General features: G+C 65.1%; 23 protein-coding genes and 1 tRNA gene. 10 read left to right on the plus strand and 14 right to left on the minus strand.

Going from position 1 to position 25,430, the window contains the following annotated elements; all coding sequences use genetic code 11:
- Positions 1 to 468: 468 nt before the first annotated feature.
- Genes ACVWZM_RS40715 through ACVWZM_RS40725 form a run of 3 tightly spaced genes read left to right on the plus strand, consistent with a single transcriptional unit; the run spans position 469 to position 5,077 of the window.
- Entirely contained in the window at positions 469 to 1,488 is a 1,020-nt protein-coding gene (locus ACVWZM_RS40715) for a TRAP transporter substrate-binding protein (RefSeq protein ID WP_456856034.1), read from the plus strand.
- A gap of 27 nt (positions 1,489 to 1,515) precedes the next feature.
- Positions 1,516 to 3,402: a TRAP transporter large permease gene (locus tag ACVWZM_RS40720; RefSeq protein ID WP_156436347.1), complete on the plus strand. Its 1,887-nt coding sequence runs from the start codon at positions 1,516 to 1,518 to the stop codon at positions 3,400 to 3,402.
- A 25-nt stretch (positions 3,403 to 3,427) separates the two neighbouring features.
- Entirely contained in the window at positions 3,428 to 5,077 is a 1,650-nt protein-coding gene (locus ACVWZM_RS40725; RefSeq protein WP_310884697.1) for an acyl-CoA synthetase, read from the plus strand.
- Between the two features lie 4 nt (positions 5,078 to 5,081).
- Here ACVWZM_RS40725 and ACVWZM_RS40730 read toward each other — a convergent pair whose 3' ends face one another.
- From ACVWZM_RS40730 to ACVWZM_RS40755, 6 genes are all read right to left on the minus strand, one after another.
- Positions 5,082 to 5,888 carry an MBL fold metallo-hydrolase gene (locus tag ACVWZM_RS40730; RefSeq protein WP_456856035.1) on the minus strand — a complete coding sequence of 269 codons (807 nt, stop codon included), beginning with the start codon at positions 5,886 to 5,888 and terminating at the stop codon, positions 5,082 to 5,084.
- Complete coding sequence (locus tag ACVWZM_RS40735; RefSeq protein WP_057018720.1) at positions 5,885 to 6,676, minus strand: TatD family hydrolase; 792 nt, start codon at positions 6,674 to 6,676, stop codon at positions 5,885 to 5,887. The genes ACVWZM_RS40730 and ACVWZM_RS40735 overlap by 4 nt, the downstream gene beginning before the upstream one ends.
- Positions 6,677 to 6,690: 14 nt before the next feature.
- Positions 6,691 to 8,685, minus strand: coding sequence for a methionine--tRNA ligase (metG, locus tag ACVWZM_RS40740; protein ID WP_456856036.1), 1,995 nt, complete (start codon positions 8,683 to 8,685; stop codon positions 6,691 to 6,693).
- 87 nt (positions 8,686 to 8,772) lie between these two features.
- Positions 8,773 to 9,813 (minus strand): DNA polymerase III subunit delta', encoded by a 1,041-nt coding sequence (locus ACVWZM_RS40745; RefSeq protein ID WP_456856038.1) that lies wholly within the window; start codon positions 9,811 to 9,813, stop codon positions 8,773 to 8,775.
- On the minus strand, positions 9,810 to 10,496 hold the full coding sequence (gene tmk, locus ACVWZM_RS40750) for a dTMP kinase (RefSeq protein WP_168856388.1): 687 nt from the start codon (positions 10,494 to 10,496) through the stop codon (positions 9,810 to 9,812). Before tmk ends, ACVWZM_RS40745 begins: the two co-directional genes overlap by 4 nt.
- Before the next feature lies 1 nt (position 10,497).
- On the minus strand, positions 10,498 to 11,757 hold the full coding sequence (locus ACVWZM_RS40755; protein WP_456856039.1) for a D-alanyl-D-alanine carboxypeptidase family protein: 1,260 nt from the start codon (positions 11,755 to 11,757) through the stop codon (positions 10,498 to 10,500).
- A 162-nt stretch (positions 11,758 to 11,919) separates the two neighbouring features.
- On the opposite strand from ACVWZM_RS40755, the gene ACVWZM_RS40760 reads away from it, so the two are divergent.
- Positions 11,920 to 12,855, plus strand: a complete 936-nt coding sequence (locus tag ACVWZM_RS40760; RefSeq protein ID WP_168856387.1) for an alpha/beta fold hydrolase — start codon at positions 11,920 to 11,922, stop codon at positions 12,853 to 12,855.
- Positions 12,856 to 12,888: 33 nt separating this feature from the next.
- Here ACVWZM_RS40760 and ACVWZM_RS40765 read toward each other — a convergent pair whose 3' ends face one another.
- Positions 12,889 to 13,821, minus strand: a complete 933-nt coding sequence (locus ACVWZM_RS40765; protein ID WP_456856041.1) for a septal ring lytic transglycosylase RlpA family protein — start codon at positions 13,819 to 13,821, stop codon at positions 12,889 to 12,891.
- Between the two features lie 662 nt (positions 13,822 to 14,483).
- Between ACVWZM_RS40765 and ACVWZM_RS40770 the strand changes: the two genes are divergently transcribed.
- Positions 14,484 to 15,044: an NUDIX domain-containing protein gene (locus ACVWZM_RS40770; protein WP_456856043.1), complete on the plus strand. Its 561-nt coding sequence runs from the start codon at positions 14,484 to 14,486 to the stop codon at positions 15,042 to 15,044.
- Here ACVWZM_RS40770 and ACVWZM_RS40775 read toward each other — a convergent pair.
- Positions 14,998 to 15,477 (minus strand): arsenate-mycothiol transferase ArsC, encoded by a 480-nt coding sequence (locus tag ACVWZM_RS40775; protein ID WP_456856849.1) that lies wholly within the window; start codon positions 15,475 to 15,477, stop codon positions 14,998 to 15,000. The two genes, ACVWZM_RS40770 and ACVWZM_RS40775, sit on opposite strands and share 47 nt — an antisense overlap.
- 149 nt (positions 15,478 to 15,626) lie before the next feature.
- Between ACVWZM_RS40775 and ACVWZM_RS40780 the strand changes: the two genes are divergently transcribed.
- Positions 15,627 to 15,716, plus strand: a tRNA-Ser gene (locus ACVWZM_RS40780).
- A gap of 298 nt (positions 15,717 to 16,014) precedes the next feature.
- Positions 16,015 to 16,557 carry an SGNH/GDSL hydrolase family protein gene (locus ACVWZM_RS40785; protein WP_456856045.1) on the plus strand — a complete coding sequence of 181 codons (543 nt, stop codon included), beginning with the start codon at positions 16,015 to 16,017 and terminating at the stop codon, positions 16,555 to 16,557.
- A 7-nt stretch (positions 16,558 to 16,564) separates the two neighbouring features.
- Here ACVWZM_RS40785 and ACVWZM_RS40790 read toward each other — a convergent pair whose 3' ends face one another.
- Positions 16,565 to 17,485 (minus strand): alpha/beta fold hydrolase, encoded by a 921-nt coding sequence (locus ACVWZM_RS40790; protein WP_456856047.1) that lies wholly within the window; start codon positions 17,483 to 17,485, stop codon positions 16,565 to 16,567.
- A 152-nt stretch (positions 17,486 to 17,637) separates the two neighbouring features.
- Here ACVWZM_RS40790 and ACVWZM_RS40795 point away from each other — a divergent pair, with 152 nt between their 5' ends.
- Both ACVWZM_RS40795 and ACVWZM_RS40800 read left to right on the plus strand, forming a co-directional pair.
- Positions 17,638 to 18,096, plus strand: a complete 459-nt coding sequence (locus ACVWZM_RS40795; RefSeq protein WP_229190720.1) for a winged helix-turn-helix transcriptional regulator — start codon at positions 17,638 to 17,640, stop codon at positions 18,094 to 18,096.
- 86 nt (positions 18,097 to 18,182) lie between these two features.
- Positions 18,183 to 18,350, plus strand: coding sequence for a hypothetical protein (locus ACVWZM_RS40800; protein ID WP_016847764.1), 168 nt, complete (start codon positions 18,183 to 18,185; stop codon positions 18,348 to 18,350).
- 12 nt (positions 18,351 to 18,362) lie between these two features.
- Here ACVWZM_RS40800 and ACVWZM_RS40805 read toward each other — a convergent pair whose 3' ends face one another.
- Entirely contained in the window at positions 18,363 to 19,181 is an 819-nt protein-coding gene (locus tag ACVWZM_RS40805; protein ID WP_456856049.1) for an aminoglycoside phosphotransferase family protein, read from the minus strand.
- A gap of 201 nt (positions 19,182 to 19,382) precedes the next feature.
- On the opposite strand from ACVWZM_RS40805, the gene ACVWZM_RS40810 reads away from it, so the two are divergent.
- The gene (locus tag ACVWZM_RS40810) at positions 19,383 to 19,640 is read left to right on the plus strand and encodes a hypothetical protein (RefSeq protein ID WP_028340659.1); all 258 of its coding nucleotides are present in this window, start codon (positions 19,383 to 19,385) and stop codon (positions 19,638 to 19,640) included.
- An 18-nt stretch (positions 19,641 to 19,658) separates the two neighbouring features.
- Here ACVWZM_RS40810 and ACVWZM_RS40815 read toward each other — a convergent pair whose 3' ends face one another.
- From ACVWZM_RS40815 to ACVWZM_RS40830, 4 genes are all read right to left on the minus strand, one after another.
- Positions 19,659 to 21,002: a PQQ-dependent sugar dehydrogenase gene (locus tag ACVWZM_RS40815; RefSeq protein WP_456856051.1), complete on the minus strand. Its 1,344-nt coding sequence runs from the start codon at positions 21,000 to 21,002 to the stop codon at positions 19,659 to 19,661.
- An 80-nt stretch (positions 21,003 to 21,082) separates the two neighbouring features.
- Positions 21,083 to 22,696 (minus strand): DHA2 family efflux MFS transporter permease subunit, encoded by a 1,614-nt coding sequence (locus ACVWZM_RS40820; protein WP_456856053.1) that lies wholly within the window; start codon positions 22,694 to 22,696, stop codon positions 21,083 to 21,085.
- Positions 22,693 to 23,850 carry an HlyD family secretion protein gene (locus ACVWZM_RS40825; protein WP_253623888.1) on the minus strand — a complete coding sequence of 386 codons (1,158 nt, stop codon included), beginning with the start codon at positions 23,848 to 23,850 and terminating at the stop codon, positions 22,693 to 22,695. The genes ACVWZM_RS40820 and ACVWZM_RS40825 overlap by 4 nt, the downstream gene beginning before the upstream one ends.
- Positions 23,851 to 23,933: 83 nt before the next feature.
- Positions 23,934 to 25,430, minus strand: a complete 1,497-nt coding sequence (locus tag ACVWZM_RS40830; protein ID WP_057018673.1) for a sensor histidine kinase — start codon at positions 25,428 to 25,430, stop codon at positions 23,934 to 23,936.

A 25,430-nucleotide genomic window follows, 5' to 3' on the forward strand; every position in this document is an offset into this window, starting at 1 on the left:
GCGATGCGTAGCTGCGAGGCAGGCGTGCCTGGCTGATACGGCTCATCGCTCAACCGCTGGAAGGTAGGACTGGGCCGTCGATCTGTCAGACGGAGCCAAGGTTCCTGATTCTCGGCGTCACGGCGAAGGTGAGCGGAGCTATGGGATAGCTGCCGGTGATCGTAGCCACGCCCATATCCATAATTCGCATAAGGTATATTATGGAATATTTATATCTACAATTAGATCAGATATTTAGTGGGAAATCTTCGCACTGGTCCGCAAGTTGGCGCGCGTGGCGGTGTGTCCCGAACTGTCGCCAGCCGCAGCGATGCACGCGCGCGCATCTCGTCTGAAAGCCGATATTGCCGCCGCGTACGGACGCTGCAATAAGCCCCAGTTGTGCAGAGATCGCTGGTGACCCCGCGGCATCAGGTCCGTATAGGATGGCATCTCAGAACAACAACAAGCCTCTTGAGGGAGCAACCAATGAGCTTTTCACGACGCACGCTGCTGAAGGTTTCCGCCGCTTCCGCCGTCCTCGGCGGGATCGGCGCGCCCTATGTCGCGCGCGCCCAGTCGGCCGAGTTCTCTTACAAGTTCGCCAACAACCTGCCGGAGTCGCATCCGTTCGTGGCGCGCGCCCGGGAGATGGCCGCGGCGATCAAGACCGAGACCAACGGCCGTTTCGACCTGCAGGTGTTCCCGAACAGCCAGCTCGGTTCCGATACCGACATGCTGAGCCAGGTGCGCTCCGGCGGCGTCGAGTTCTTCACGCTGTCCGGCCTGATCCTGGCAACCCTGGTGCCGGCCGCCTCGATCAACGGCATCGGCTTCGCATTCCCGGACTATCCCACGGTCTGGAAGACCATGGACGGCGAGCTCGGCGCCTATGTGCGCGGCGAGATCAACAAGGCCGGCCTCGAGGTCATGGAGAAGATCTGGGACAACGGCTTCCGGCAGACCACATCGTCGACCAAGCCGATCACCGGTCCCGACGACCTCAAGGGCTTCAAGATCCGCGTGCCGGTGTCGCCGCTGTGGACCTCGATGTTCAAGGCGTTCGATGCATCGCCCGCCTCGATCAATTTCAGCGAGGTCTATTCGGCGCTGCAGACCAAGATCGTCGAAGGCCAGGAAAACCCGCTGGCGCTGATCTCGGCGGCGAAGCTCTACGAGGTGCAGAAATACTGCTCGATGACCAACCACATGTGGGACGGCTTCTGGTTCCTGATGAACCGCCGGGCCTGGGCGGCGCTGCCGGACGATATCAAGACCATCGTCGCCAAGAACGTCAACGCGGCGGCCGTCAAGGAGCGTGAGGACACCGAGAAGCTGAACGCCACCGTGAAGCAGGAGCTCACGGGCAAGGGGCTCGTGTTCAACCAGCCCGAGGTCGGGCCGTTCCGCGACAAGCTCCGCACCGCCGGCTTCTACGCCGAGTGGAAGGGCAAGTACGGCGAGAAGGCCTGGGATCTGCTCGAGAAGTCCGTCGGCAAACTGTCCTGATCGATCAAATCAAGCGGGAGGTTTGCCATGGCTCATGTCGAGATGACGCCGGCCGTGGCCGGCGAGGCGGCGTCGCAGCCCCCTCGCCGCCGCTCCGTCCTCGGTTCCATCGACGCGGCGCTCGGGATGCTGGTGGAAATCCCGGCGGCGATCCTTGTCGTCGCCGAGGTCGTGATCCTGTTCGCCGGCGTGGTGTCGCGCTACGTGCTCCATGCGCCGTTGATCTGGTCCGATGAACTGGCGTCGATCCTGTTCCTGTGGCTCGCGATGCTCGGCTCGGCGGTGGCGTTTCGCCGCGGCGAGCACATGCGGATGACGGCGCTGGTCGCAAGTGCGGGACCGCGGCTCTGGGCCTATCTCGACGTTGTCGCGACCTGCGCCGCACTGGCATTCCTGATCCTGATCGTGCGGCCGGCCTATGAATACGCCTACGAGGAGAGCTTCATCACGACGCCGGCGCTGCAGATATCCAACACCTGGCGCGCGGCGGCGCTGCCGGTCGGCACCTGCCTGATGGCGCTGTTCGCGCTGCTGCGGCTGGCGCGGGTCGGCGATTTCAGGACCTTCCTGCTGGCCGCGCTGACCGTAGCTGCGCTGATCGGGCTGTTCTGGCTCGCACAGCCGATGCTGCGGCCGCTCGGCAATCTCAACCTGATCATCTTCTTCGTCGGCGTGGTCGGCTTCTGCGTGTTCGCCGGCGTGCCGATCGGCTTTGCCTTCGGCATGGCGATCTTCGGCTATCTGGCGCTGACGACCCGAACGCCGCTGATGGTGCTGGTCGGCCGGATGGATGAGGGCATGAGCCATTTGATCCTGCTGTCGGTGCCGCTGTTCGTCTTCCTCGGTCTCCTGATCGAGATGACCGGCATGGCGCGGGCCATGGTGGCGTTCCTGGCGAGCCTGCTCGGCCATGTCCGCGGCGGCCTGCATTACGTGCTGGTCGGCGCCATGTATCTTGTCTCCGGCATCTCCGGATCGAAGGCGGCCGACATGGCCGCGGTCGCGCCCGTGCTGTTCCCGGAGATGAAGCAGCGCGGCGCCAAGCCGGGTGATCTGGTCGCCCTGCTCGCCGCCACCGGCGCGCAGACCGAAACCATTCCGCCGAGCCTCGTGCTGATCACGATCGGCTCGGTGACCGGCGTCTCGATCTCGGCGCTGTTCACCGGCGGCCTGCTGCCCGGCGTGGTGCTGGCGATCACGCTGTCGGGGCTGGTGTGGTGGCGCTACCGCGGCGAGGATCGCAGCCACGTCCAGCGCGCCACCGGCAGCGAGATCGGCAAGGCGTTGGTATTCGCCCTGCCCGCATTGGCCCTGCCCTTCGTGATCCGCTACGCCGTGGTCGAAGGCATCGCCACCGCCACCGAAGTGTCGACCATCGGCATCGTCTACGCCTTCGTCATCGGCCTCTTGATCTACCGCAAGTTCAACTGGCGGCGGCTGTTGCCGATGCTGATCGACACGGCGTGCCTGTCGGGGGCGATCCTGTTCATCATCGGCACCGCGACCGGCATGGCCTGGGGCCTGACCCAGTCCGGCTTCTCGCGGGCGCTGGCGGCGGCGATGACCGGGCTGCCGGGCGGTTCAGCGACCTTCATTGCGGTCTCGATCCTGGCCTTCGTGATCCTCGGCAGCGTGCTCGAGGGCATCCCGGCGATCGTGCTGTTCGGGCCTCTGCTGTTTCCGATCGCGCACCAGGTCGGCGTCCACGAGGTGCACTACGCCATGATCATCATCCTGGCGATGGGCATCGGGCTGTTCGCGCCGCCGTTCGGGGTCGGCTATTATGCCGCCTGCGCCATCGGGCGCGTCGATCCGGCCGAGGGTATCCGGCCGATCTGGGGTTACATGCTGGCGCTGTTGATCGGCCTGATCATCGTCGCCATCTTCCCCTGGATATCGATCGGTTTCCTGTAAAGCACCTTGCGGATGGGATAGAGCCATGAGTGCAGCTCAGAACCAGTACTCGATCGGGTTGGACAAGACGCCGGCCAACTACGTGCCGCTCTCGCCGCTGAGCTTCCTGGCGCGCTCGGCCGCCGTCTATCCCGACCATCTCAGCGCGGTCTATGAGGGCCGCAGCTTCACCTGGAAAGAGACCTACGAGCGCTGCAGGCGCTTTGCGTCCTATCTCGCGGGCCGTGGCATCGGCCATGGCGACACGGTCGCGGCGATGCTGCCGAACATCCCGGCGATGAACGAATTGCACTTCGCGGTGCCGATGACCGGCGCGGTGCTCAACGCGCTCAACATCCGCCTCGACGCGGCATCGATCGCGTTCCAGCTCGAGCATGGCGGCGCAAAGATCATTCTGGTCGATCCCGAATTCTCCGGCGTGATCGCGGAGGCCCTGACCCTGATGAAGGGCGCAAAGCCGTTCGTGATCGACGTCGATGACGCGGCCTTTGGCGGCGGCAAGCGGATCGGCGAGATCGAGTATGAGGCTGCCGTCGCGGCGGGCGATCCCGGCTTCGTGGAACGGCCGCCGGCCGACGAATGGGACGCGATCGCGCTGAGCTATACGTCGGGTACGACGGGCAATCCCAAGGGCGTCGTGACGCATCACCGCGGCGCCTATCTCAACGCCGTCAGCAACATCCTCGCCGGCAATCTCGGTCAGCATCCGGTCTATCTCTGGACGCTGCCGATGTTTCATTGCAACGGCTGGTGCTTCCCCTGGACGATCGCGGCGGCCGCCGGCGTCAATGTCTGCCTGCGCAAGGTCGACCCGGCCAAGATCTTCGAACTGATCCCGAGGCACGGCGTCACCCACATGTGCGGCGCGCCGATCGTCTACAACACGCTGATCAACGCGCCCGATGCGCCAAAGGGTGGCAAGGCAAAGCCCGTCGTCGGCCTGATCGCCGGCGCGGCGCCGCCGGTTGCGGTGCTCGAGGGTGGCGAGCGCATCGGCATCAAGCTGACCCACGTCTACGGGCTGACCGAGGTCTATGGCCCCGCCTCCGTCTGCGCCGAGCAGCCGGGCTGGGACGAGCTGTCGGCTGATGCGCGCGCGCAGCTGAAGCGGCGCCAGGGCGTGTCCTATCCGCTGCAGGAAGGCGTCACGGTGCTCGATCCCGAGACCATGCGCGAGGTGCCGCGCGACGGCGAGACCATCGGCGAGGTCATGTTCCGCGGCAACATCGTGATGAAGGGTTACCTGAAGAACGCGACGGCGACGCAGGAAGCCTTTGCCGGCGGCTGGTTTCACACCGGCGATCTCGGCGTGCTCGACGAGCACGGCTACGTCATCATCAAGGACCGCTCCAAGGACATCATAATCTCCGGCGGCGAGAACGTCTCCTCCGTCGAGGTCGAGGACATCCTCTACAAGCACCCGGCCGTGCTGTTTGCGGCAGTCGTGGCCAAGCCCGACCCGAAATGGGGTGAAGTGCCCTGCGCCTTCATCGAGCTGAAGGACGGCGCCAAGGCGACCGAGGCCGAGATCATCGCCTATTGCCGCGAGCACATGTCGGGTTTCAAGACGCCGAAATCCGTGGTGTTCGGCGTGATCCCGAAGACCTCGACCGGCAAGATCCAGAAATTCCTGCTGCGCAACCAAGTCGGATCGGCCAAGGCGATCTCGGCCTGAGCCTTCAGCCTGCCCGGTCGAGCGTCAGCCGCATGCCGTCATGGGCCGGGATGACGGCGGCCGGCAGGCTCTGCCGCAGCACCTCGTAGTCGAGGTCGGAATGCATGTTGGTGATGACCGCGCGCTTCGGCTTGAAGCGCTCGATCCACGACAGCGCGTCCGCAACGCTGAAATGGCTGGGATGCTGCGCATAGCGCAAGCCGTCGACGATCCAGAGATCGAGACCTTCGAGCGCCGGCCAGCTTTCCTGGGGGATGTCGTGCAGATCGGGCGTGTAGGCGGCGCCGCCGATGCGGTAGCCGAGCGCCGGGATCTTGCCATGATGTACCAGGAAGGCCGCGAGCTTCAGCGGACCGCCCTTCCCCTGGACCGTATGGCTCTCGCCGGCCTCGATCGAATGCCGCGTCAGGATCGGCGGATAGTCGCTGCCTTCCGGCGAGATGAAGCAATAGGAGAACCGCGCCATCATGTCCTTGGCGGTCGACTGGTTGAAGTAGACCGGGATGCGGCGGCGCTGATGCAGCACGACCGAGCGCAAATCGTCGATGCCGTGGGTCTGGTCGGCATGCTCATGCGTCAGGAACACCGCGTCGATGTGCTCGACATTGCTGTCGATCAGCTGCTCGCGCAGATCGGGCGAAGTGTCGATCACGACCCGCGTGGTGCCGTGCTCCATGGTGCGCTCGGCCATGATCGAGCAGCGGCGGCGGCGGTTCTTGGGATTGCTGGGGTCGCAGGCGCCCCAGCCGAGTGCCGGGCGCGGCACGCCGGCGGACGAGCCGCAGCCCAGAATGGTCAGTGTCAGCGTCATGCAGCAACCTTCGGCGCCGGCACCTTGGAGAACAGCCGGAAAAAGTTTTCGGTGGTCTGCCGCGAGATCTCCTCCAGGGAGACGCCGCGGGTTTCCGCGAGCACCCTGGCGACCTCGACGACATAGGACGGCTCGTTGCGCTTGCCGCGGAATTTGCCGGGCGCAAGATATGGCGCGTCGGTCTCGACCATGATGCGGTCGGCCGGCAGCTCGGCTGCCAGGGCCCGCAGCGCGTCGGACTTCTTGAAGGTCAGGATGCCCGTGAACGAGATCGACAGCCCAAGCGCGATCGCCTTCATCGCGAGTTCGCGCCCGCCGGTGTAGCAATGCAGAACCGCCTTGAACGGGCCCTTCGCGACCTCGTCCTCCAGGATGCGGCCGCAATCCTCATCGGCCTCCCTGGTATGGATGACGAGCGGCAGGCCGGTCTCGCGCGCCGCGGCGATGTGCGCGCGAAAGCCGCGCTCCTGCGCCTCGCGCGACCCGTGCTCGTAGAAATAGTCGAGCCCCGCCTCGCCGAGCGCCACGACCTTCGGATGCTTCGTCAGCTCGATCAGTTCGCTGGCCGGGATGCCGTCCTCTTCATCGGCATGATGCGGATGGGTGCCGACCGAGCAGTAGACGTCGGGAAAGCGCTCCGTGATCGCGAGCAGACCGCCGAGCCGTCTCACCCGGGTCGAGATCGTGACCATGCGGCCAATGCCGGCCGCCTCGGCGCGCCCGACGATCCCGTCGAGATCGTCGGCGAAATCAGGGAAATCGAGATGGCAATGACTGTCGACCAGCATGAATTTCGAACCGCTCACTCGGTCTTCGGTTCCACATAGCGCGGGAAGACGCCGACAGGCGCCGGCAAAACCGTACCCGGCTTGATCCGTTCGGCGACCGCGGCAAAGCTGCGCGCGTCAGCAGCGATACCGAGGCTGTCGAGCATCTTGCCGCAGGACTCCGGCATCACGGCCTGCGCCATGATCGCGATCTGGCGCACGACTTCGGCGGTGACATACAGCACCGTCTTCTGGCGCGCGGGATCAGTCTTCGCCAGCGCCCACGGCGCCTCGCCGGCAAAATAGCGGTTGGCCTCGGCGACCACGGCCCAGACCGTGTTGAGCCATTGATGGATCTGCTGCGTCGCCATCGCGGTCCGCGACGTCTCCAGCATGGCGTCGGCCTGCGCCAGAAGCGCCTTGTCGTTGTCGCTGAATTCGCCGGGCTCCGGCAGCACGCCGCCGAGTTGTTTGGCGATCATCGACAGCGAGCGCTGCGCCAGATTGCCGAAATCATTGGCGAGGTCGGCGTTGATACGCGCGACGATGGCCTCGTGGTTGTAGTTGCCGTCGTGGCCGAACGGCACTTCGCGCAGAAAGAAGTAGCGCATCTGGTCGACGCCGTACTGCTCGGCGAGATTGAAGGGGTCGACCACGTTGCCGACCGACTTCGACATCTTCTCGCCCCTGTTGAACAGGAAGCCGTGTGCATAGACCCGCTTCTGCACGGGAATGCCTGCCGACATCAGGAAGGCCGGCCAGTACACGGCGTGGAAGCGGATGATGTCCTTGCCGATGATGTGCACGTCGGCCGGCCAGTAGCGCCAATGCTTGTCGTTCTCATCGGGATAGCCGACGCCGGTGATGTAGTTGGTCAGCGCGTCGACCCAGACATACATCACGTGCTCGGGATCGTCCGGGACCTTGACGCCCCAGTCGAACGTGGTGCGCGAGATCGAGAGGTCCTTGAGCCCGCCGCGCACGAAACTCATCACCTCGTTGCGGCGCGAATCCGGGCCGATGAAATCGGGCTGACTCTCATAAAGGTGCAGCAGCTTGTCCTGGTAGGCCGACAGCTTGAAGAAATAGCTCTTCTCCTCGACCCATTCGACCGGCGTGCCCTGCGGGCCGCGGCGGACATTGTCCTCGCCGACGACGGTCTCTTCCTCGGCGTAATAGGCCTCGTCGCGCACCGAGTACCAGCCGGCATAGGTGTCGATATAGATGTCGCCATTGTCCTGCATGCGGCGCCAGATCTCTTGCACCGACTTGTGGTGAGCAGGCTCCGAGGTGCGGATGAAGCGGTCGAACGAGACGTTGAGCCGCTCGTCCATCTCTTTGAACCGCGCGGCGTTGCGGGTCGCGAGATCGAACGGCGTCATGCCCTCGCCGGCCGCGGTCTGGATCATCTTCTGTCCGTGCTCGTCGGTGCCGGTCAGGAAGAATACGTCCTTGCCGTCGAGCCGCTGGAAGCGCGCCAATGCGTCGGTCGCGATCGCCTCATAGGCGTGGCCGATATGCGGCTGCCCGTTCGGATAGGCGATCGCGGTCGTGATGTAGAAGACGTTGCCGCGGTCCGCGGCGGGCACCGGAACGGAAGCGGCCGCAGGAGCCACCGCCGCGGGTTTGGGCTGCTTCGGCGCGCGAACCTTTGCCGGTCTCTGCGCCTTCTCGGTAACGGGAGCCATCGGCAGAGCGGGCTTCTTTGCCGCCAGTGCGGCGGCTGCTGCGGCTGCTTTCTTCGGCGCAGCCTTGGTGGCCTTCGCAGCAGCCTTCTTGGCCGTGCTCTTGGCCGTCTGCTTCGCAGCCTTCTTGACGGCCTTTTTGACGACCTTCTTTGCCGCCGATTTCCTGGCGCCCTTGGCTCCGGTCTTGGATTTGGACTTGGCGGCCTTCTTCGCTTTCTTGGCGACGCGCCCGGCCTTCTTGGCTGCGCGCGCCTTCGCCGTTGCTTTGCTGGTCGCGCGAGCGGGCGATGCCTTCTTCGTCTTCTTGGCTTTTTTCGACGATTTCTTCTTAGCGGTCGCCACCACGGAATCCTTTGCAGATCGAAACGAGATTGTCGGGAGTGTTGTCAGACGGATGTGTTTTCAGCAGATGCGTTTAAGACGCGGTGTCTATCGGGTCGCATCCGCGAGCATCGAAAACACCGAGAAAACCAGCGGCTTGCGCTCCAGATTGTAGGCTTCGGTATCGCGCGCGGCGCGGACGATCTTTTCCCATACCTCCGCCAGCCGTGCAAGGCGCGGCAGATTGGCATTGGCATCGCCCGTGCGCATGCACTCGCTCATCCAGCGATCGATGCCGTCGATGAAGGCGGCGAGCGCGACGCGGTCGCTGGTGCCGAGCGCTTCGCCCAGCGAATGCAGCTCACGCGGATCGACACTCGGAAGCGTCGCGAGCAGCGCGGCCGTGCGTTGCTGCAGTTTCAGCGCATCGCCGCCGAGCAGCGACAGCGCCCGCCCGACGCTGCCTTCGGATGCTGCGGCGGCTTCCGCCAGCGCGGGATCGTCGGCTTCGATATCGGTTGCAGCCGCGGCCGCGCGCACCACATCGTCCGTCTCCAGCGGCCGCAGCAGCAATTTGCGGCAGCGGGACAGAATGGTCGGCAGCACCCGTGACGGTGCGTGGCTGACCAGGAGGAACAGCGACTGCTGTGGCGGCTCCTCGAGGATTTTCAGCAGTGCGTTCGCGGCGTTGGGATTGAGCTCGTCGACGGTATCGACAATGCAGACGCGCCAGCCGTCGACCGCAGCCGTCGAGCCGAAGAACGAGATGGTCTCGCGCGTCTCGTCGACCGTGATGACGGTCCGCATCACGCCGCGATCGTTGAGGCCGCGCTCCAGCACCAGCAGCCCGCCATGAGCGCCTGCCGCGACCTGCCGCGCCACGGGGTCGGCCGGATCGACCAGCAGCGTCGGCGCCTGCTGCACCTGGGACGATTTCGGATTGCGAAATGCCAGCACGAACCGCGCCATGCGGTAGGCCAGCGTCGCCTTGCCGATGCCCTGCGCCCCGCCGATCAGCCAGGCGTGCGGAATTCGTCCGCTGCGATAGGCATCGAGCAAGGCGGTCTCCGCCTCGCGATGCCCGAATAAATCCGGCGTTTCGCGCGGATGGCGGGCGGCGCTCTCCTGTTCGACCTTGCGCGCGCTCATGCGATGCTGTCCGCCGCAAGCGTTGCGCGCAGATGTTCGCGCAGCGCGGTCCATATCCTGGCCGTGACCGTGTCCGGATCGGCCGTAGCGTCGATCAGCACGCAGCGCTCCGGATCTTCGGCCGCGATCCGGCGGTACGCGTCACGCAAATCCTGATGGAACTTGATGCCTTCGGCTTCGAAGCGATCGGCCGTAGCGGTGCCGCGGCGCGCGGCGGCGCGTTGCAGTCCGACCTCGACCGGCACATCGAGGATGAAGGTCAGATCGGGCTTGAGATCGCCGATGGTCACGCGCTGCATGGCGTTGACGAGTTCGGGCGACACCTGCCCGAGCTGGCCCTGATAGGCACGCGTGGAATCGAAGAAGCGATCGCACAGCACCCAGATGCCCTGATTGAGCGCCGGCAGAATCACGGTGCGGACATGGTCGTCGCGCGCAGCGGCAAACAGCAGCGTCTCGGCCTCCGGCCCGAGCAGCTTGCCCATCCCCGACAGCACGAGGTGACGGATGATCTCCGCCCCCGGCGAGCCGCCCGGCTCGCGGGTCACGATCGCGCGCAGCTTGGCGGCATCGAGCCGCTCGGCAAGCTTGCGGATCTGGGTCGATTTGCCCGACCCCTCGCCGCCCTCAAAGGTGATGAAGCGACCGCGCAAGCTCGGCCGTTGGACTGCTGCTTCCGCCATGTCAGAGCTTCTCGACCCCTGCGCGGAACATGCCGATGACCAACTCCTGAGCGCCGTCGAGCGCGCGACGCATCGTCGATCCGGTGCCGACCGCGTCCGCTGCGAAGACCGGAGCCTCCATCGCGACATTGGCGCCGCGCCACACCCGCACCACCCCGATCTTCTGGCCGGCGGTGATCGGCGCCTTGACCGGGCCGCTATAGATGATGCGCGCGAGCAGCTTGTCGTTGCCGTTCTTCGACACCATCACCTTGATCGGATCGGGGCTGACGAGCTTGACCGAGCGGCTCTCGCCGCCGAACACCCGTGCGTAGCCGACCGGCTGGTTGGCCGCGATCAGGGTCCGGGTCTCGAAGCTGCGGAACCCCCATTCCAGCATCTTCTTGGCTTCGGTCGCGCGGTCCTCGGAATCCTCGAGGCCATTGACCACGACGATCAGCCGCGTGTCGTTCTGCACCGCCGAGCCGACCATGCCGTAGCCGCCTTCCTTGGTGTAGCCGGTCTTCAAGCCGTCGGCACCGGGCAACGCGTTCAGCAGCGGATTGCGGTTCTGCTGGCGGATCTTGTTCCAGGTGAATTCTTTCTCGCCGAACAGCTTGTACCGGTCCGGGTAGGTCAGGATGATGTGGCGCGCCAGCGTTGCGAGCTCCCGCACCGTCATCTTGTTGGCCGGGTCGGGCAGCCCGTTGGAATTGCCGAAGGTCGACTTGGTCATGCCGAGCTCGCGGGCGCGCTTGGTCATGACGTCGGTCGCAAAGCTATGTTCGTTGCCGGCAATGCCTTCGGCGAGCGCGATGCAGGCATCGTTGCCGCTCGGGATGATCGCGCCATGCAGGAGATCGTCGACCGAGACCTTGCTGTTGATCGCCGCGAACATCGTCGAGGTGCCGGACGGCGCCCCGCCCCGCCGCCAGGCGTTCTCGCTGATCCGGTACTCGTCCGTGAGCTTGACGTCGCCCTTCTTGATGGCGTCGAACACCACCTCGGCCGTCATCAGCTTCATCATGCTGGATGGCGCGCGGAGCTCGTCGGCGTTCTTCTCGAACAGCACGCTGCCGCTTGAGGCCTCCACCAGGATCGCGGTCGGCGCATCGCCGTCGAACCCGCCCTCTTCCTTCTTGGCGCCCTGGACACTGTTGTTGGCGGCATAGACCACTCCGCCGCAACCGATCGCCAGCGCGACCGCGGCCGCGACCAGGCCGCGCCAGCAACGCCCGGCGCGAGCTGACAACGTGCGGGGAACTGCGGTCTGGGCTGCCATCGGCGATGTCCTGAAAGACTGCGTTCTAACAGCTGGAAGTATCGCAAACAACTGAGGTTTCTGCGCTTGTGCACGGCCGGCCGGATTGCCGGTTGCGTTGAACGTCCCTATCCTTGGAACCAGCCAACGTAAGCAGAACCGGCAAACAAGGCGGAAACGCGAATGTCATCCTCCCGCACCATCTCCGCCAACGGCATCGACATGTTCGTGCGCGAGGCCGGGCAAGGCCCGCTGGTCGTGCTCTGCCATGGCTGGCCGGAACTGTCCTATTCATGGCGGCACCAGATCGCGGCGCTGGCCGCGGCAGGCTTTCGGGTCGTCGCGCCTGACATGCGCGGCTTCGGCCGCACCGGCGCGCCGGCCGAGGTTGGCGCCTACACGATCTTCGATACGGTCGGAGACATGGTGGCGCTGGTTGCCGCGCTCGGCGAGACACGCGCGATGATCGTCGGCCATGACTGGGGCGCGCCGGTGGCCTGGCACGCGGCCCTGTTCCGTCCCGACATCTTCACGAAAGTCGCCGGCCTCAGCGTGCCGCCGCCGTTCCGCGGCCGCGGTCGCCCGCTCGAGACCCTGCGCGACAGCGGCATCACCAATTTCTATTGGCAGTACTTCCAGCCGCCCGGCGTGGCCGAGGCCGAGTTCGAGCGCGACATCGCCCACACCATGCGCCTGGTGCTCGGGCGTGGCGTCTCCGATCCAAGCTCGATGTTCGTCGACGAGGCCAAGGGCTTCCTCGGCAAGCTGCCGGCCGGAATGCCGTTGCCGGCCTGGCTGACCGAGGCCGACATTGCCGAATTCGCCGAAGGCTATCAGCAATCCGGCTTCCGCGGCGGCCTCAACTGGTACCGCAATCTCGACCGCAACTGGGAGCTGACCGCGCCCTGGCAGGACGCGCAGATCCATCAGCCGTCGCTGTTCATCGCCGGCTCGAATGATTCGGTGATCACCGGGCTGATCGGCGCCAAGCGTGTCGCGGACATGGAGCGCGTGCTGCCGAACCTCAAGCAGAAGCTGATCATCGAGGGGGCCGGCCACTGGATCCAGCAAGAGCGCCCCGACGAGGTCAACGCGGCGCTGATCGCGTTTCTGAAGTGATCAGGCCAACAGCCTGATCTGTAAACGCATGGCTCAGTAGAGCCCGCGCCCGCTCAGGACTTCGGCCGGTCCGCGCGCGTCGATCGGGACATAGGCGGCCGCCGGGCTCGGGCTTGCGGCGTAGCGCGCGTCGCCCTCATAGGAGACTTCGCGCGGATTGTTCAGGGCGCGGCGGTGTGACCGGCTCGAGGCCGACATTTCCGAGGTGGCGCTCACCGAGGCGTAGTCGGCCTGGGTGTTGCCGAGGCTGTAGGGCCGCCCCTCAGGCAACGGAACGTCGCCACGGACCCGGCCCGAGGAGGACGACATCTCCGGCACGAACGGCCGTGCGGAGGCGACGCGGACCATCGACGGGGACGGCGCTGGAGTACCGGTGCGCAAGGTCGCCATCAGCTGGCGGTCGTCGGACCCCTCGAGCGGCGCCCGGCCGACATATTCGACGCGAACGCGCGCCACGCCATTGCCTTTGAATTCAAGCAGTTCTGCGGCTTTGTTCGAGACGTCTATGAGGCGATTGCCGTGGTACGGGCCGCGGTCATTGACCCGAACGACGAGCGATCGGCCATTGCTCAGATTGGTGACGCGGGCGTAGCTCGGCATCGGCAAGGTCGGATGGGCGGCGGTGAGCGAGCCCATGTCGAACACCTCGCCATTGGCGGTCAGGCGGCCATGGAAATCGTCGCCGTACCAGGACGCCATGCCCTCGGCGCGGTAGTTCTCGTTTTCCTCCGGCACATAGGTGCGGCCGGCAACAACGTACGGCTTGCCGATGCGATAGGTGCCGCCGCCTTTCGGCACGGGATCACCCAGCGCCACCACGCGCGCGCTCGACGACACCCCGTATTTGGGGTCGACCCGGCTGGCGAACTTGTTCGAAGAGGCACAATTGGCGAGGACGAGGCACGTCGCCACCGCAACGGCGCCGCGCGCCGTCCGGATCATCGAATCTGGCCGTCTAATCCCCATCTGCCCCAAGTACCATTCTGCCGGACCTGCGCCCACTCCGAGGCGTCGAAGTCCCTTGCCGTCGCTGTGCGGCCCACCTCCGCACCAGAGCGTGACGATATCGCAACCGGAACACGGCGGAAATGGGGAGAGCCGGCGGGCGGTGGCGTCTTGGTGAATGGTCTGTTGTGCCTCCTCCGTCGTTCTACTGACCTTCGCCCCCGCCAAACGCCCTCGCCTGTCCCGCGATCAGACACACTGTTGCAGCAAATCATCAGTCCGGGCGCATCTTGGATTCCAACAATTGAATCTTTTTGACTGTGCAAGCCTGCAATCGTTCTCTCCTCCGTGTGGGGCGCAAAGGAAGTTTGCGATGATCGAGACGGTTACAGCGGTGATGGGCCTGGTGAGTGCGGCGATCTTCTTGGCGCACGCCGTGGAAGGCTATCGGTACCGGGCCTGACAGTCCGTTGAAGGCGGAAAGACGCGTCACCTCTTTCCAGGAGTGAATGTTCGGAAAGCTTTAATCAATTCGGATGAGCATCGATTGAAGGCAGGTGTATCATGCGTAATCACGATTTGGTCTCCGACGGGTTTCTGACCCTGACCGCAGCAAGCCTCGTGCTGCTGTGCTCGAGCCTGCTGGCGTTCGCTTTCGGCTGAACGTTTTTGAGATTTTGCCGGTGCCCCGTGCGACGGGCATCGGTTACCCCTACTCATTCCCCGCCAAACGGGTTGCGGCAGACGCGCTGTCTTCTCCCCGCCCCACTCGTGACGCATCCTCGCCGTTTCCCGAAGAGGATGTACGGATGACCGGCCGTGTCAGGGAGGGAACGTCCGCCCTTCTCGTCAGCACAGATAGCCGGCTGCTGATGCAACTGCGCGACGACCTCCCGCATGTTACCGATCGCGGAACGATCAGCCTGTTTGGCGGACGGCGGGAGGGCGCCGAGACCTTCCTCGAATGCGTCGTTCGCGAGATCCACGAGGAGATCGGCTACTACCTGCCGCCCGAGCGTTTCGAGTTGATCGACCGCTATTCCGGTCCCGATCATGCAACGCCAAACGGCACGCTTCGCGGCGAGGTGTTCCTCGCGCGCGACGTGCCCATCGACCAATTGACGGTGATCGAAGGCCGCCTCGAGATCGTCGCCATCGACGACCTCGAACGCATCAGCGACATGCTCGCGCGCCCGGCTACGTTTGCGCTCGAGATTTTCCTGAAGCGCGAACCGATGACCTGAGCGCCGAAACCAGCGTGCGGATGTGATCGTCGATCATGGCCAACGCGACTGACGGATGAGCAAAGTTGATATCGTCAACTTGCCAGTAAGTCACCCTGTCGGCGACCTCCGGGAACCGGCGCTCGATCAGCGGACGGTGCTCGGCCTCCTTGAGCGCGATCACGAGGTCGGCGTCGTCGAAGTCGGCCAATGAACAGGGCTGCGGAAACCGCGTTGCGCCTTCCGGAACGATGCCGCTCGCGCGGAGACGATCGTCGGTGAAGACTGACATCGGCCCGACATTGTCGGGCGATCCCCGCTCGGCCGCGCCTCTGGAGGATGCGCGCCACGCCAGTTGTTCGGCTCTTGCAAGATGATTGAACAGTTCCTCTGCGTATCGACTGCGATAGTAGTTGCCGGTGCAGAGAAAGAGGACACGCTTCATGGGCGTCATGATGGCCAAGGTGGGCCCTCGCGGTCAACGGCGTTGCGAGCATGAGCCCCAGGCCCACGGACCGGCGAATGACGGGTCGGCCCGGGTTTCGCCGCCAAGTTCGCGTTGCGTTCGGCGCCGCCCTACGCTAAGGGCCTGATCCTTGATCCGGAAGGGTGGCCGAGTGGTTTAAGGCACCGGTCTTGAAAACCGGCGTGCCCGCAAGGGTACCGTGGGTTCGAATCCCACCCCTTCCGCCACCGCTTTCAATTGGGCGCTGTCCAGCCGGGCTCAGAGCTGAGACCAAAGCGGCAGCGATAGCCAACCACCAAATGGCCGCAACGGAGGTAACGGGTTGCGCGCCGCCGTATCCGGCCACCTCCCGCAGGACGTGATCCGCAGAAAGTGATCGCTCCGGCGTTGTGCGGGTGTTTCCGAATATTGCTCGGGCTGGAGCCGCGATGATAGCTCTGAGGAGCAATGCGTCGCGCACTACCTTGGGTTTTGGCCGTTACTTTTCTGATTGGTTTTGTCGCTTCCTTTGCGGAGCTGCAGAGGATGCGCAACCGTTTCGGCGAAGTGTCTCAGCACGCCTTTCACGATCATGCCGCGGTGCGCGAATTCATGATACGCGATGCGCCGGCGCCGATCGTCGTGCTTGGCGATAGCATCACCGAAATGGCTCCGCTGCCCCGGCAGCTCTGCGGACGTCCGGTCGTCAATGCCGGCGTTGGCGGTCAGACCATCGCGGAGGCAAAGCAACTCGCCCGGCGCGTGCTGCAGGACCAGGGCGCGTTCTTGCTCGTGCTCGCGGTCGGCGCCAACGACGCCGGATCGCCAACGGCGCAACGCGACTTCACCGACCTCATCGAGACCGTCAAGTCGCTCTCGACGCGGCCATTGGTGGCCATCGCCGTCGCAGCTGACGAATCGACCAACCGGGCGATCGAAGCCGCCGCAGTTGCGCGTGGCGTTCGGTTCATCGATGCGCATCTGCCGCCCGGCGCGAAAATGGCCGACGGAATTCATTTCACCGCGGCCGCCTACAAGGCTTGGGTGCCGACACTTGAGGCTGCGATCTCGGCGGAATGCACGATGTGACGCGTAGTCACGTCTGCCGCATGAACTCCGCAATCAGGCCGGCGATTTCCCCAGGCGCATCCTCGAAGCAGTAATGCCCGACGCCGGCAAGGCGCCTGACCGGCGCCGTCGGGAAGATTGCGGAAAACAGCGGCAGGAAATGCTCCGCGCGCAGCGTGCGGTCCGCCTCGCCCCAGATCGCGAGCGCAGGCTTGCTGCGGATCAAGCGGTCGGCGGCGGAATCGGGCGCCTGGAATTGATGCGCGCCGATCGCAAAGCCCTTGGCCCAGCCGATCGCACCGAGGCAGTCCGCCGGACGGGCGAAGTGCGCGCCGTAGGCGGCGAGCCAGGCGTCCGTGATGACGGCGTTGTTCTCGAATCCGTTGAGCTTCAGCGTGCTCAAAATGTTGAAGCCGAGCTGTCCGAGAACCGGCTCGAGGTCGCCGCTCGCATCGGCCTTTGCGATCCATTGAAACCACGGCGAGACCTGCGCGTTGGCGGCGACGCGATCGAACAGATCGCTCTGCCCGAACGGCGTTGGCCCGTTGGCGGAGACGATGCGGCGGATCCGGCCCGGATGCCGGGCCGCCAGCCCCATGCCGACCGGGCCGCCGAAATCATGCATGACGAGCGTGATGTCGGTGAGATCGAGCGCGCGGACCAGCGCTTCGAGATTGTCGACATGGTCCTGCAGCCAATAGCTGCGATGCGCCGGCGTCGCGCTCTTGCCAAAACCCATGTGATCCGGAACGACCACCCGGTGCGTCGCACTGAGGCCCGGCACGAGGTGGCGGAACAGATAGCCCCAGCTTGGTTCGCCGTGCAAGCAAAGCGCCACCTCGCCGTCCCGCGGACCTTCGTCGACATAATGCATCTGAAAGCCCGGTGCCGCGCTGAAATGCGGTGCGAAAGGAAAGGTGCCGTCGAACGCGGCGTCGGCTGGGATCACGGCTCTGACCTCACGTGGTTTCAATTTGAAACCATCGTGTATAGCTTGAGGTTTTACTTTGCAACCAATATATCGAACCAACGATCGGGTGGTTTTCCGGCCGCGGCACTGAGCGCCGATCATCCCCCAGGGAATGAGTGTTGAGGATCACGATGGCCAAGCGAGTGAGCCACAGGGACTCGATGTGCGGCGTCGCCCGGCCGCTGGATGCGATCGGCGACTGGTGGTCGTTGCTGATTGTCCGCGATGCGTTCGACGGGCTGCGTCGCTTCGGCGAGTTTCAGAAGAGCCTCGGGCTTGCCAAGAACATCCTCTCGGTCCGGCTCCGCAATCTTCTGGCGCACGGCATCATGGAGACGGTGCCCGCAAGCGACGGCAGCCCCTACCAGGAATATGTGCTGACCGAAAAGGGACGCGGCCTCTTTCCCCTCCTCGTTGCGCTCCGCCAGTGGGGTGAGGATTTCTTCTTTGAACCCGATGAGGCGCATGTGCTGCTGGTCGACCGCAAGAACGGGCTGCCGGTGCGACGGCTCGAATTGCGCGCGCAGGATGGACGCGTCGTTGGCGCAGAGGACACGATGGTGCGGCTGCCGCCGGCTTCACCTGAGTGAGTGAAGCAAGCGTGTCGCGCGCGCCGTCAACAGCAACTGGATGTTAACTCCCCGTGCCGCAGCATCCGCGCGTGGAGGTTCGACCAATGCAGACATTCCGGATTTCGCTGAGCGATGGGACGCGGCAATTCCACACCGCGATTCAGGCGCCGGACCCCGCTTCCGCGCGCATCAAGGCCGCCTATTTCTTCGATATCTCGAAGTGGCGGATTTTGAGCGTGTCGCTGAGTGGAGCCAGCGCCGCGGCGGCGTAGTCGCTGCGCGCCCTACGCCATCCGGTCGAGTTCGGCGGCGGCGAGCTGTGCAATCGTAAGGTCGATTTCGGCGAGCGGATCGTCATCCCCCAGAAACCATGCGGCCGACAAGCCGGTCCAGGCTACGATCCATGACAGCAGGCGCCGGCGATCCAGCCGCGCGGCTTCAACGACGATGTCGAGCCGCCGCGCAAAGCGTCCGGGTTCGGTCGCGACCGGCCGTGTCGGATCCGCAAGATCCGGATTGGTGAAGATGTTGGCGAAGTCGAAGCCGCGCTCGCCGACGAGATGCTTCGGATCGATCGCAAGCCAGCCGCGCGCGCCGAAGTCGAGCACGTTGTCATGGTGCAGGTCGCCATGCAGGACCACGATCTCACGCTGACTGCCCAGCAGAGCTTCGGCAACTTCCGCCGATCGGATCAGAATGCCGCCATGCGCCCTCGCCGCAGGCCACAACTCACGAAACCAATGCGTCAGCGGCGTCAGATCCGGCCGCGGCTTCGCTCGCTCGGCGTGAAGCCGATCAGCCGTTGCGCAGAGAATCCTGCACGCCTCGTCGTCCCGGCCGGTTCGCGCCATTTCGCTGAGCGAAGCCGATCCCGTCGCCCTCTCGAGCAGAAGGGCGTCGCCGTCACGGGCAAGAACCCGCGCCGCACCTTCGCCGTCCCACCACTCCATCACGACGGCACCGAGGCGCTCGTCCGGCTCGTGCGAGAGCTTGAGCATCGCTGGCTCCCCATGCCGGCGCACCGGCAGCAACCGTGCGGCATGCGTCACGATCGGGGCGCCGTCGGGGACAAGACTCCAGGCCAAGAGATAGGGAGCGAACATTTGGGTGGACTGACCCGAGACGAAGAAGCGAGCCTCGTGGTTCTAATCATTGCTTCCGCGCGCTGCCACGCCGGTTCCCTGCGGCGCATCGTGGCAGGGCCACGCGAACCGGTTCCCCGCTGCCCTGGCCATGTTGGCTGATGACAGCCCCCACCCATCTCGCGCTACAATGTCGCAGCCGGTGCTACGGAGGGTGTGGCGATGCCGCGAAAGGGAATTACCGGACACGACGAATGGGTGGTCACGGAGGCCCTGGCCACAGCGCTGGTGGCGCTCGAACAATTGCCGTCAAAGCATCAGCCGCGCGCGCATATGGAGGATGTCCGAAAAATCCTGACCGCCAGATGTGAGGCCGGCGCCGTCACGCTGCATCTTGCGCAGGCCAAGTGCCGGTTGTTTCCCGACACCGATCCCCTGACCATCTACGAGGAGTATGGCCTCAAGGACGGGCTCGGCTAGCGCGCGCCGCCTGCAGCGCTAGTCGCGGCTGACGCGCCAGATCGTGCCGTTGCCGTCTTCGGAGACCAGCAGTGCGCCGTCGCGCGCGACCGTCACACCGACCGGACGGCCCCAGACCTCATTGTCGCCGATGACGAAGCCGGTGACGAAATCCTCGTACTCGCCGGTCGGCACGCCGTCCTTCAGCCTGATGCGGATGACCTTGTAGCCGGTGCGCTTCGACCGATTCCACGAGCCGTGTTCGGCAGCAAAAGCATCGCCGCGATATTCCGGCGGAAAACTGCTGCCGGTGTAGAAGGTCAGGCCAAGCGACGCCGAGTGGGCCTGCAATAGCACGTCAGGGACCGTCACCTTGTCCTTCAGGTCGGGCCGCGCGCCGGCATGCGCGGGGTCTTCGTTGCCGCCGATGTAGTACCAGGGCCAGCCGTAGAACGCGCCTTCGCGGACCCGCGTCACATAGTCGGGCACGAGGTTGTCGCCGCGGCCGTCGCGCTCGTTGGTCGAGCACCACGGCGTGCCGCTTCCCGGCTGGATCGCAAGCCCGACGCAATTGCGGATCCCGGTGGCAAACAGCTTCTGGTTCTTGCCATCAGGATCGAAGGCGAGCACGGCGGCGCGATCGGTCTCGTCGCCCCAGGCCGCGCCGAGCGCATGGTCGCGGCTCCAGGCCTCGATGCCCTTCGGCGGGCGACCCAGCCCCTCGCCTGCGTTGCCGGCGGAGCCGACCGACACCAGCATCCGCTTGTCGTCCGGCGTGAACACGATATCACGCGTGGCATGGCCGTAGCCGGGCGGCAGCCGGGCGACGATCGTCTCGGGCTTTCCCGACGTCTTGAGATCGCCGTTGCGGTAGGCAAAGCGCACGACGCTGTCGGTGTTGGCGACATAGAGCCATTGCGGATTGTCACCGCTCGGAAAGAACGCGATGCCGAACGGCTGGTTCAGGCCGGTTGCGTAGACTTCATTGGTCGCAGGCCTGGTGGCGCCCTCGGCGCTGCGCAGGATACGAATGCGGCCGGAGCCGGTTTCCACCACGTAGATATCGCCATTGGGCGCGGTCCGGATGATCCGCGGGCCGCTGAGCCCGCTCGCAAACAGTTCGACCTTGAACCCTGCCGGCACCTGCGGCGTGGCCGATGCAGGTCTCGGCATGACGCGCGGAAACTTGCTGCTCGACGCCGTTGCCCCGGGCTTGGGCAAGTCCTGCGGCGTGATCAGGCGCACCGTGCCCGGCTTGTCGCGTTGCCAGTCGCCGAAGGCTTCCGCGCCTTTCAGCACGGGCTCGGCGCCCGACCGCGTGATGCTGATCGCCGCGAGGAAGACGACCGACAGACCCGCACCGACAAGACTCGTCCTGGGCATATGCTCCTCGCGCGATTTCCCTTCGGCCACGCCGTTCATAGCGTGGTTCGGCCGCTCCCGCGTTCACAATGTCGTCTGCTCTAATGTCCCTTGGGTGGCGCCGTCAGATCGACCGGTTTGATGATCAGCGCCAGCGGGATCATCACGAGGCCGATGATCGAGAGCATCCAGAACACGTCGATATAGGCGAGCAGGTCGACCTGCCGCTGCAAGGTCTGGCCGACCCAGGCGACCGCCTGGGACGCGGCGTCCGATGCGTTCGACCCCTGTGCCTCAAAGAAGCGCGTCATCGTGTCGATGGTCTGCTGATACCCGATGTCGGACGGCGCGGCATGTTCGACCAGCCGGCTCTGGTGGAATTGCTGGCGTTGCGCCAGCGCGGTCTGCGCGAGTGCGACGCCCATCGACCCGCCGATGTTGCGCGCGACGTTGATCAGCGCCGAGGCTTGGTTGGTCTTGTCCGGCGGCACGCCGTCATATGAGGCCGTCGTGACGGGGAGAAACAGGAACGGAAGGCCGGCGGAGAGAAAGATGCGTGCGAGCGCGGCATAGCCATAGGTGATGTCGCCGTTCAGTCCCGTCAGATGCCACATCGAGAATGCGACGATGCAGCCGCCGATCGCGATCAGATATTTCGGCTGAACGCGACTGACGAGATGGCCGACCACCGGCATCAAGATCAGCGTGACGACGCCGCCGGGCGACACTGCGAGCCCGGCAAGCAGCGCAGTATAGTTCAGCTCGGTCTGCAACAGCTGCGGCAGGAGCTGCGTCGACGAGATCAGCACCGCGCCGGTGCACAGCATCACCAGGAAGCACGATCCGAACTGGCGACGTCCCAGCAGGCGGAGATCGACGATCGGGTCCTTGCGCGTCAGCTCCCAGGGGATCAGCGCGATCAGGCAAATCGCAGAGGCCAGCGCGAAGCCGACGATCATGTTGGACCCGAACCAGTCCTTGCGCTGGCCTTCGTCGAGCACGAATTCGAGCGAACCGAGCCCGATCGCGACCAGTACGAAGCCGATGTAGTCGACGCGCAGGCCGTCCTTGAGGAGCTCCTTGCGCTCCTGCTCGGCGCCGAACGGCTCCTTGACCAGCGTCCCGACCAGGAACAGCGAGAGCAAGCCCATCGGCACGTTGATCAGAAAGATCCAGTGCCAGCTATAGGTATCGGTGATCCAGCCGCCGAGCGTTGGCCCGACCACGGGAGCAACCACCACCGCGACGCCGTAGATCGCGAACGCCTGGCCACGCTTGGCCGGCGGAAAGGAGTCGGCGAGGATCGCCTGCTCGCTCGTCGCCATCCCGCCGCCGCCAAGGCCCTGGATGATCCGGAACAGAACCAGCGCCTCCAGGCTCCAGGCAAGCCCGCACAGCAGGGACGCGAACGCGAAGGTGCCGACGCAGATCATGTAGAAGCGCTTGCGGCCGATCACGGTCGCGAGCCAGCCCGAGATCGACAGCACGATCGCGTTGGCGACCAGATAGCTGGTGATCACATAGGTGCTCTCGTCGATGCCGACGGCCAGGCCGCCCGCGATATGGCGCAAGGCCACGTTCGCGATCGTGGTGTCCAGCACCTCCATGAATGTCGCGATCGAGACGACGAAGGCAATCAGATAAGGATTATGTCCGCCGGCAGCCGAACGCTCCGGCGACCAGGCCGCGCCGCCGCCTGCCGCAACGTCGCTCATCGCACCCTGGTCCAGGGCACGACCGACATGCCCGGCCCGATCGGAACGTCATTCGGCCAATTGTCGATCACGATCTTCACGGGAACGCGCTGCACGACCTTGACGAAATTGCCGGTCGCGTTCTCCGCCGGCAGCAGGCTGAACGCAGTGCCCGAGCCCGGCTGAACCGAAGCCACGCGGCCAGTGAGCTTGCGCCCCGGATACGCATCGATCCTGATCTCGACCGGCTGGCCCGGGCGCATGTCCGTCAGCTGCGTTTCCTTGTAGTTGGCGGTGATCCAGACCTCGTCAGGAACGAACATCATGACGCTCTGGGCCGGCGCCACATAAGTGCCGACCGCGCCGCTCAGCTTGACGACGCGTCCGGATTGCGCTGCGACGATGCGGGTATATTGCAGGTTCAATTTGGCCTGATCGAGCTGGGCCTGCGCCTGCTCCAGCGATGCCTTGCTGCTCTTGAGCTGAGCCTCGAGCGTCTTGACGCCGAGCTCTGCGGCAGTCACTGCCGTTCTGGCGCGGCTGGCATTGGCCTGCTGGGCGTCGAGATCCGAGCGGGTCTGCTGCTGCCGCTGCACCGTGCCCGCGCCCTTTTCGACGAGGTTCTGGGCGCGCTCCGCCTCCTCCCGCGCGAACTTCAATTGCGCCTCGGCCTGTTGCTGCTGCGCCTTGGCTTCCTTGATCTGCTCCTGCTGGCTGTCGATCTGGGCCTCGACATTGGCGATATTGGCCTCTGCGACCGCGACCTGTGCGCTGGCCTGATCGACTGATATCTTGTAGTCGCGCTCGTCGATCCTCGCGAGGAGATCGCCGGCATTGACGTGCTGGTTGTCGGTGACGGGGACCTCGACGACATAGCCGCCGACCTTCGCCGCCACCGCAAAGCTGCGTGCGGCCACGAACGCGTCATCGGTCGATTCATAGTGACGCACGTTGAGCCAATAGCTCACGCCACCGATGATCGCGAGCAGGAGCAGACAGGCGCCGACTGTGGCAAGCAGCCAGTGCTCGCGCAGCCGGTCGCGCATCGATGGCTTGCGCTCGGTTTCCTGCTGTGGCGCGGATCCGCGGTCGGGTCGCGATCCTTGCTCGGGGTTGCGCTCGGGCTGCCGCGGCTTCTCCCCGGACGGCCCGCGCTCTCGGGTTTGGGCATCCAAGGCAGCACCTCAAGCCACGAATGGAGCGATCAAGCCCCGTTAACCGCAGCGTCCGGCGCTTGGTTCCTGTTCGATGGGAGGCGCTACACGGCCCTGGAACTGACCATGGGCTGGCGCTGCTCGGCCGTCGACAAATCGCGGTAGGCCGCGGGCTCTCCGGCCAGCGCCTTGAGCGGAACCGTGAGCCGGCACACCAGGCCCTCGGTGCGCCAATCGAAGTCGGCGCGGCCGCCGAGCTGGGTCTCGATGCTGGCGATGACGCTTCTCGTGCCGAAACCTCTCTGCTTCGGCTTGGTCACGGGAGGTCCGCCGGATTCCACCCAGGCCAGGATCAGCGTTTCGTCGTGCAGTTCCCAGGTGATCGCAAGCCGGCCCGACAGCACCGACAGGCTACCGTATTTGGCGGAGTTGGTGACGAGCTCATGCAGCGCCAGCGCCAAGGTCTGCGCGGTCGCGGGCTGCAACTGCACCTCTTCGCCATCGATCTGGATCTGTCCGGCTTCCGAATACGGCGCGATCTCCTCGGCGACCAGCCGCCGGATTTCGGCGCCCTGCCAGCTCGACAGCGACAGCACGGTGTGAACGCGTGCCAGCGCTGTGATGCGGCCCTCGACCGCCCGCACATAGGCGGTCACGTTCTGCGCGCGCGTCAGCCGCACGATCGATTGTGCCAGCGCGAGCGCGTTCTTGGCGCGATGGTCCACCTCGCGGGTCAACAGGCTCTGCCGCTCCTCGGCCTTCTTGCGATCGGTGATGTCGACGGTGACGCCGCTCACCCGTACCACCTTGCCGTTGCGGTCGCTGGTGGCCGCGGCTGTACCGACGCACCAGCGCACTTCGCCGTCCGGCCGCATGACGCGGAATTCGGTTTCATAGGACGTCTGGCCCTTGCCGAAGCCGGTCCAGGCTTGCCGGAGGTGCTCGACATCGTCGGGATGAAACAGCGCCTGTATATTGTCGGAGGTGAGCTTGAAGGATTTCGGGTCGACGCCGAAGATCTTGTATTGCCCCTCGTCCCACATCCAGTCGCCGTTGACCCAATCCCAGTCCCACGAGCCCATCTTGCCGGCCGCAATCGCCATGCTGCGGCGTGCCTCGCTTTCGACCAGTCGCGTGGTCGACTGCTCGAGCTCGGCGGTGCGTGCGCGCACGCGGTCCTCGAGCTCCGCGTTGAGGCGTTCGAGCTGTCGTGTCTTGCGGTAGAGCTCGGCGAACACGCGGATCTTTGCCCGCAGCACCTCGGGCACGACGGGCACCGGCACGTAATCGACCGCGCCCATCTCGTAGCCGCGGAGCCGGTCGATATCGCTGACCTGGATCGCCGAGATGAAGATCATCGCGGTCTTCTGGAAGCGCGGATGGTCGCGGATCATCGCCGCGAGCTCGAAGCCGTCGAGCTCTGGCATGCAGACGTCGACCAGGATGACCGCGACTTCGTTCTTGAGCAGGAACTCCAGCGCCTCGCGGCCCGACGACGCGGCGACCAGTGTCTCGCCGAGCTCCTTCAGGATGACCTCATAGGCCAGCAGCTTCGCCGGCTGGTCATCGACCAGAAGGATGTTTACCTTTTCGTGGTCCAT

Source organism: Bradyrhizobium sp. USDA 4501 (genome assembly GCF_054062115.1).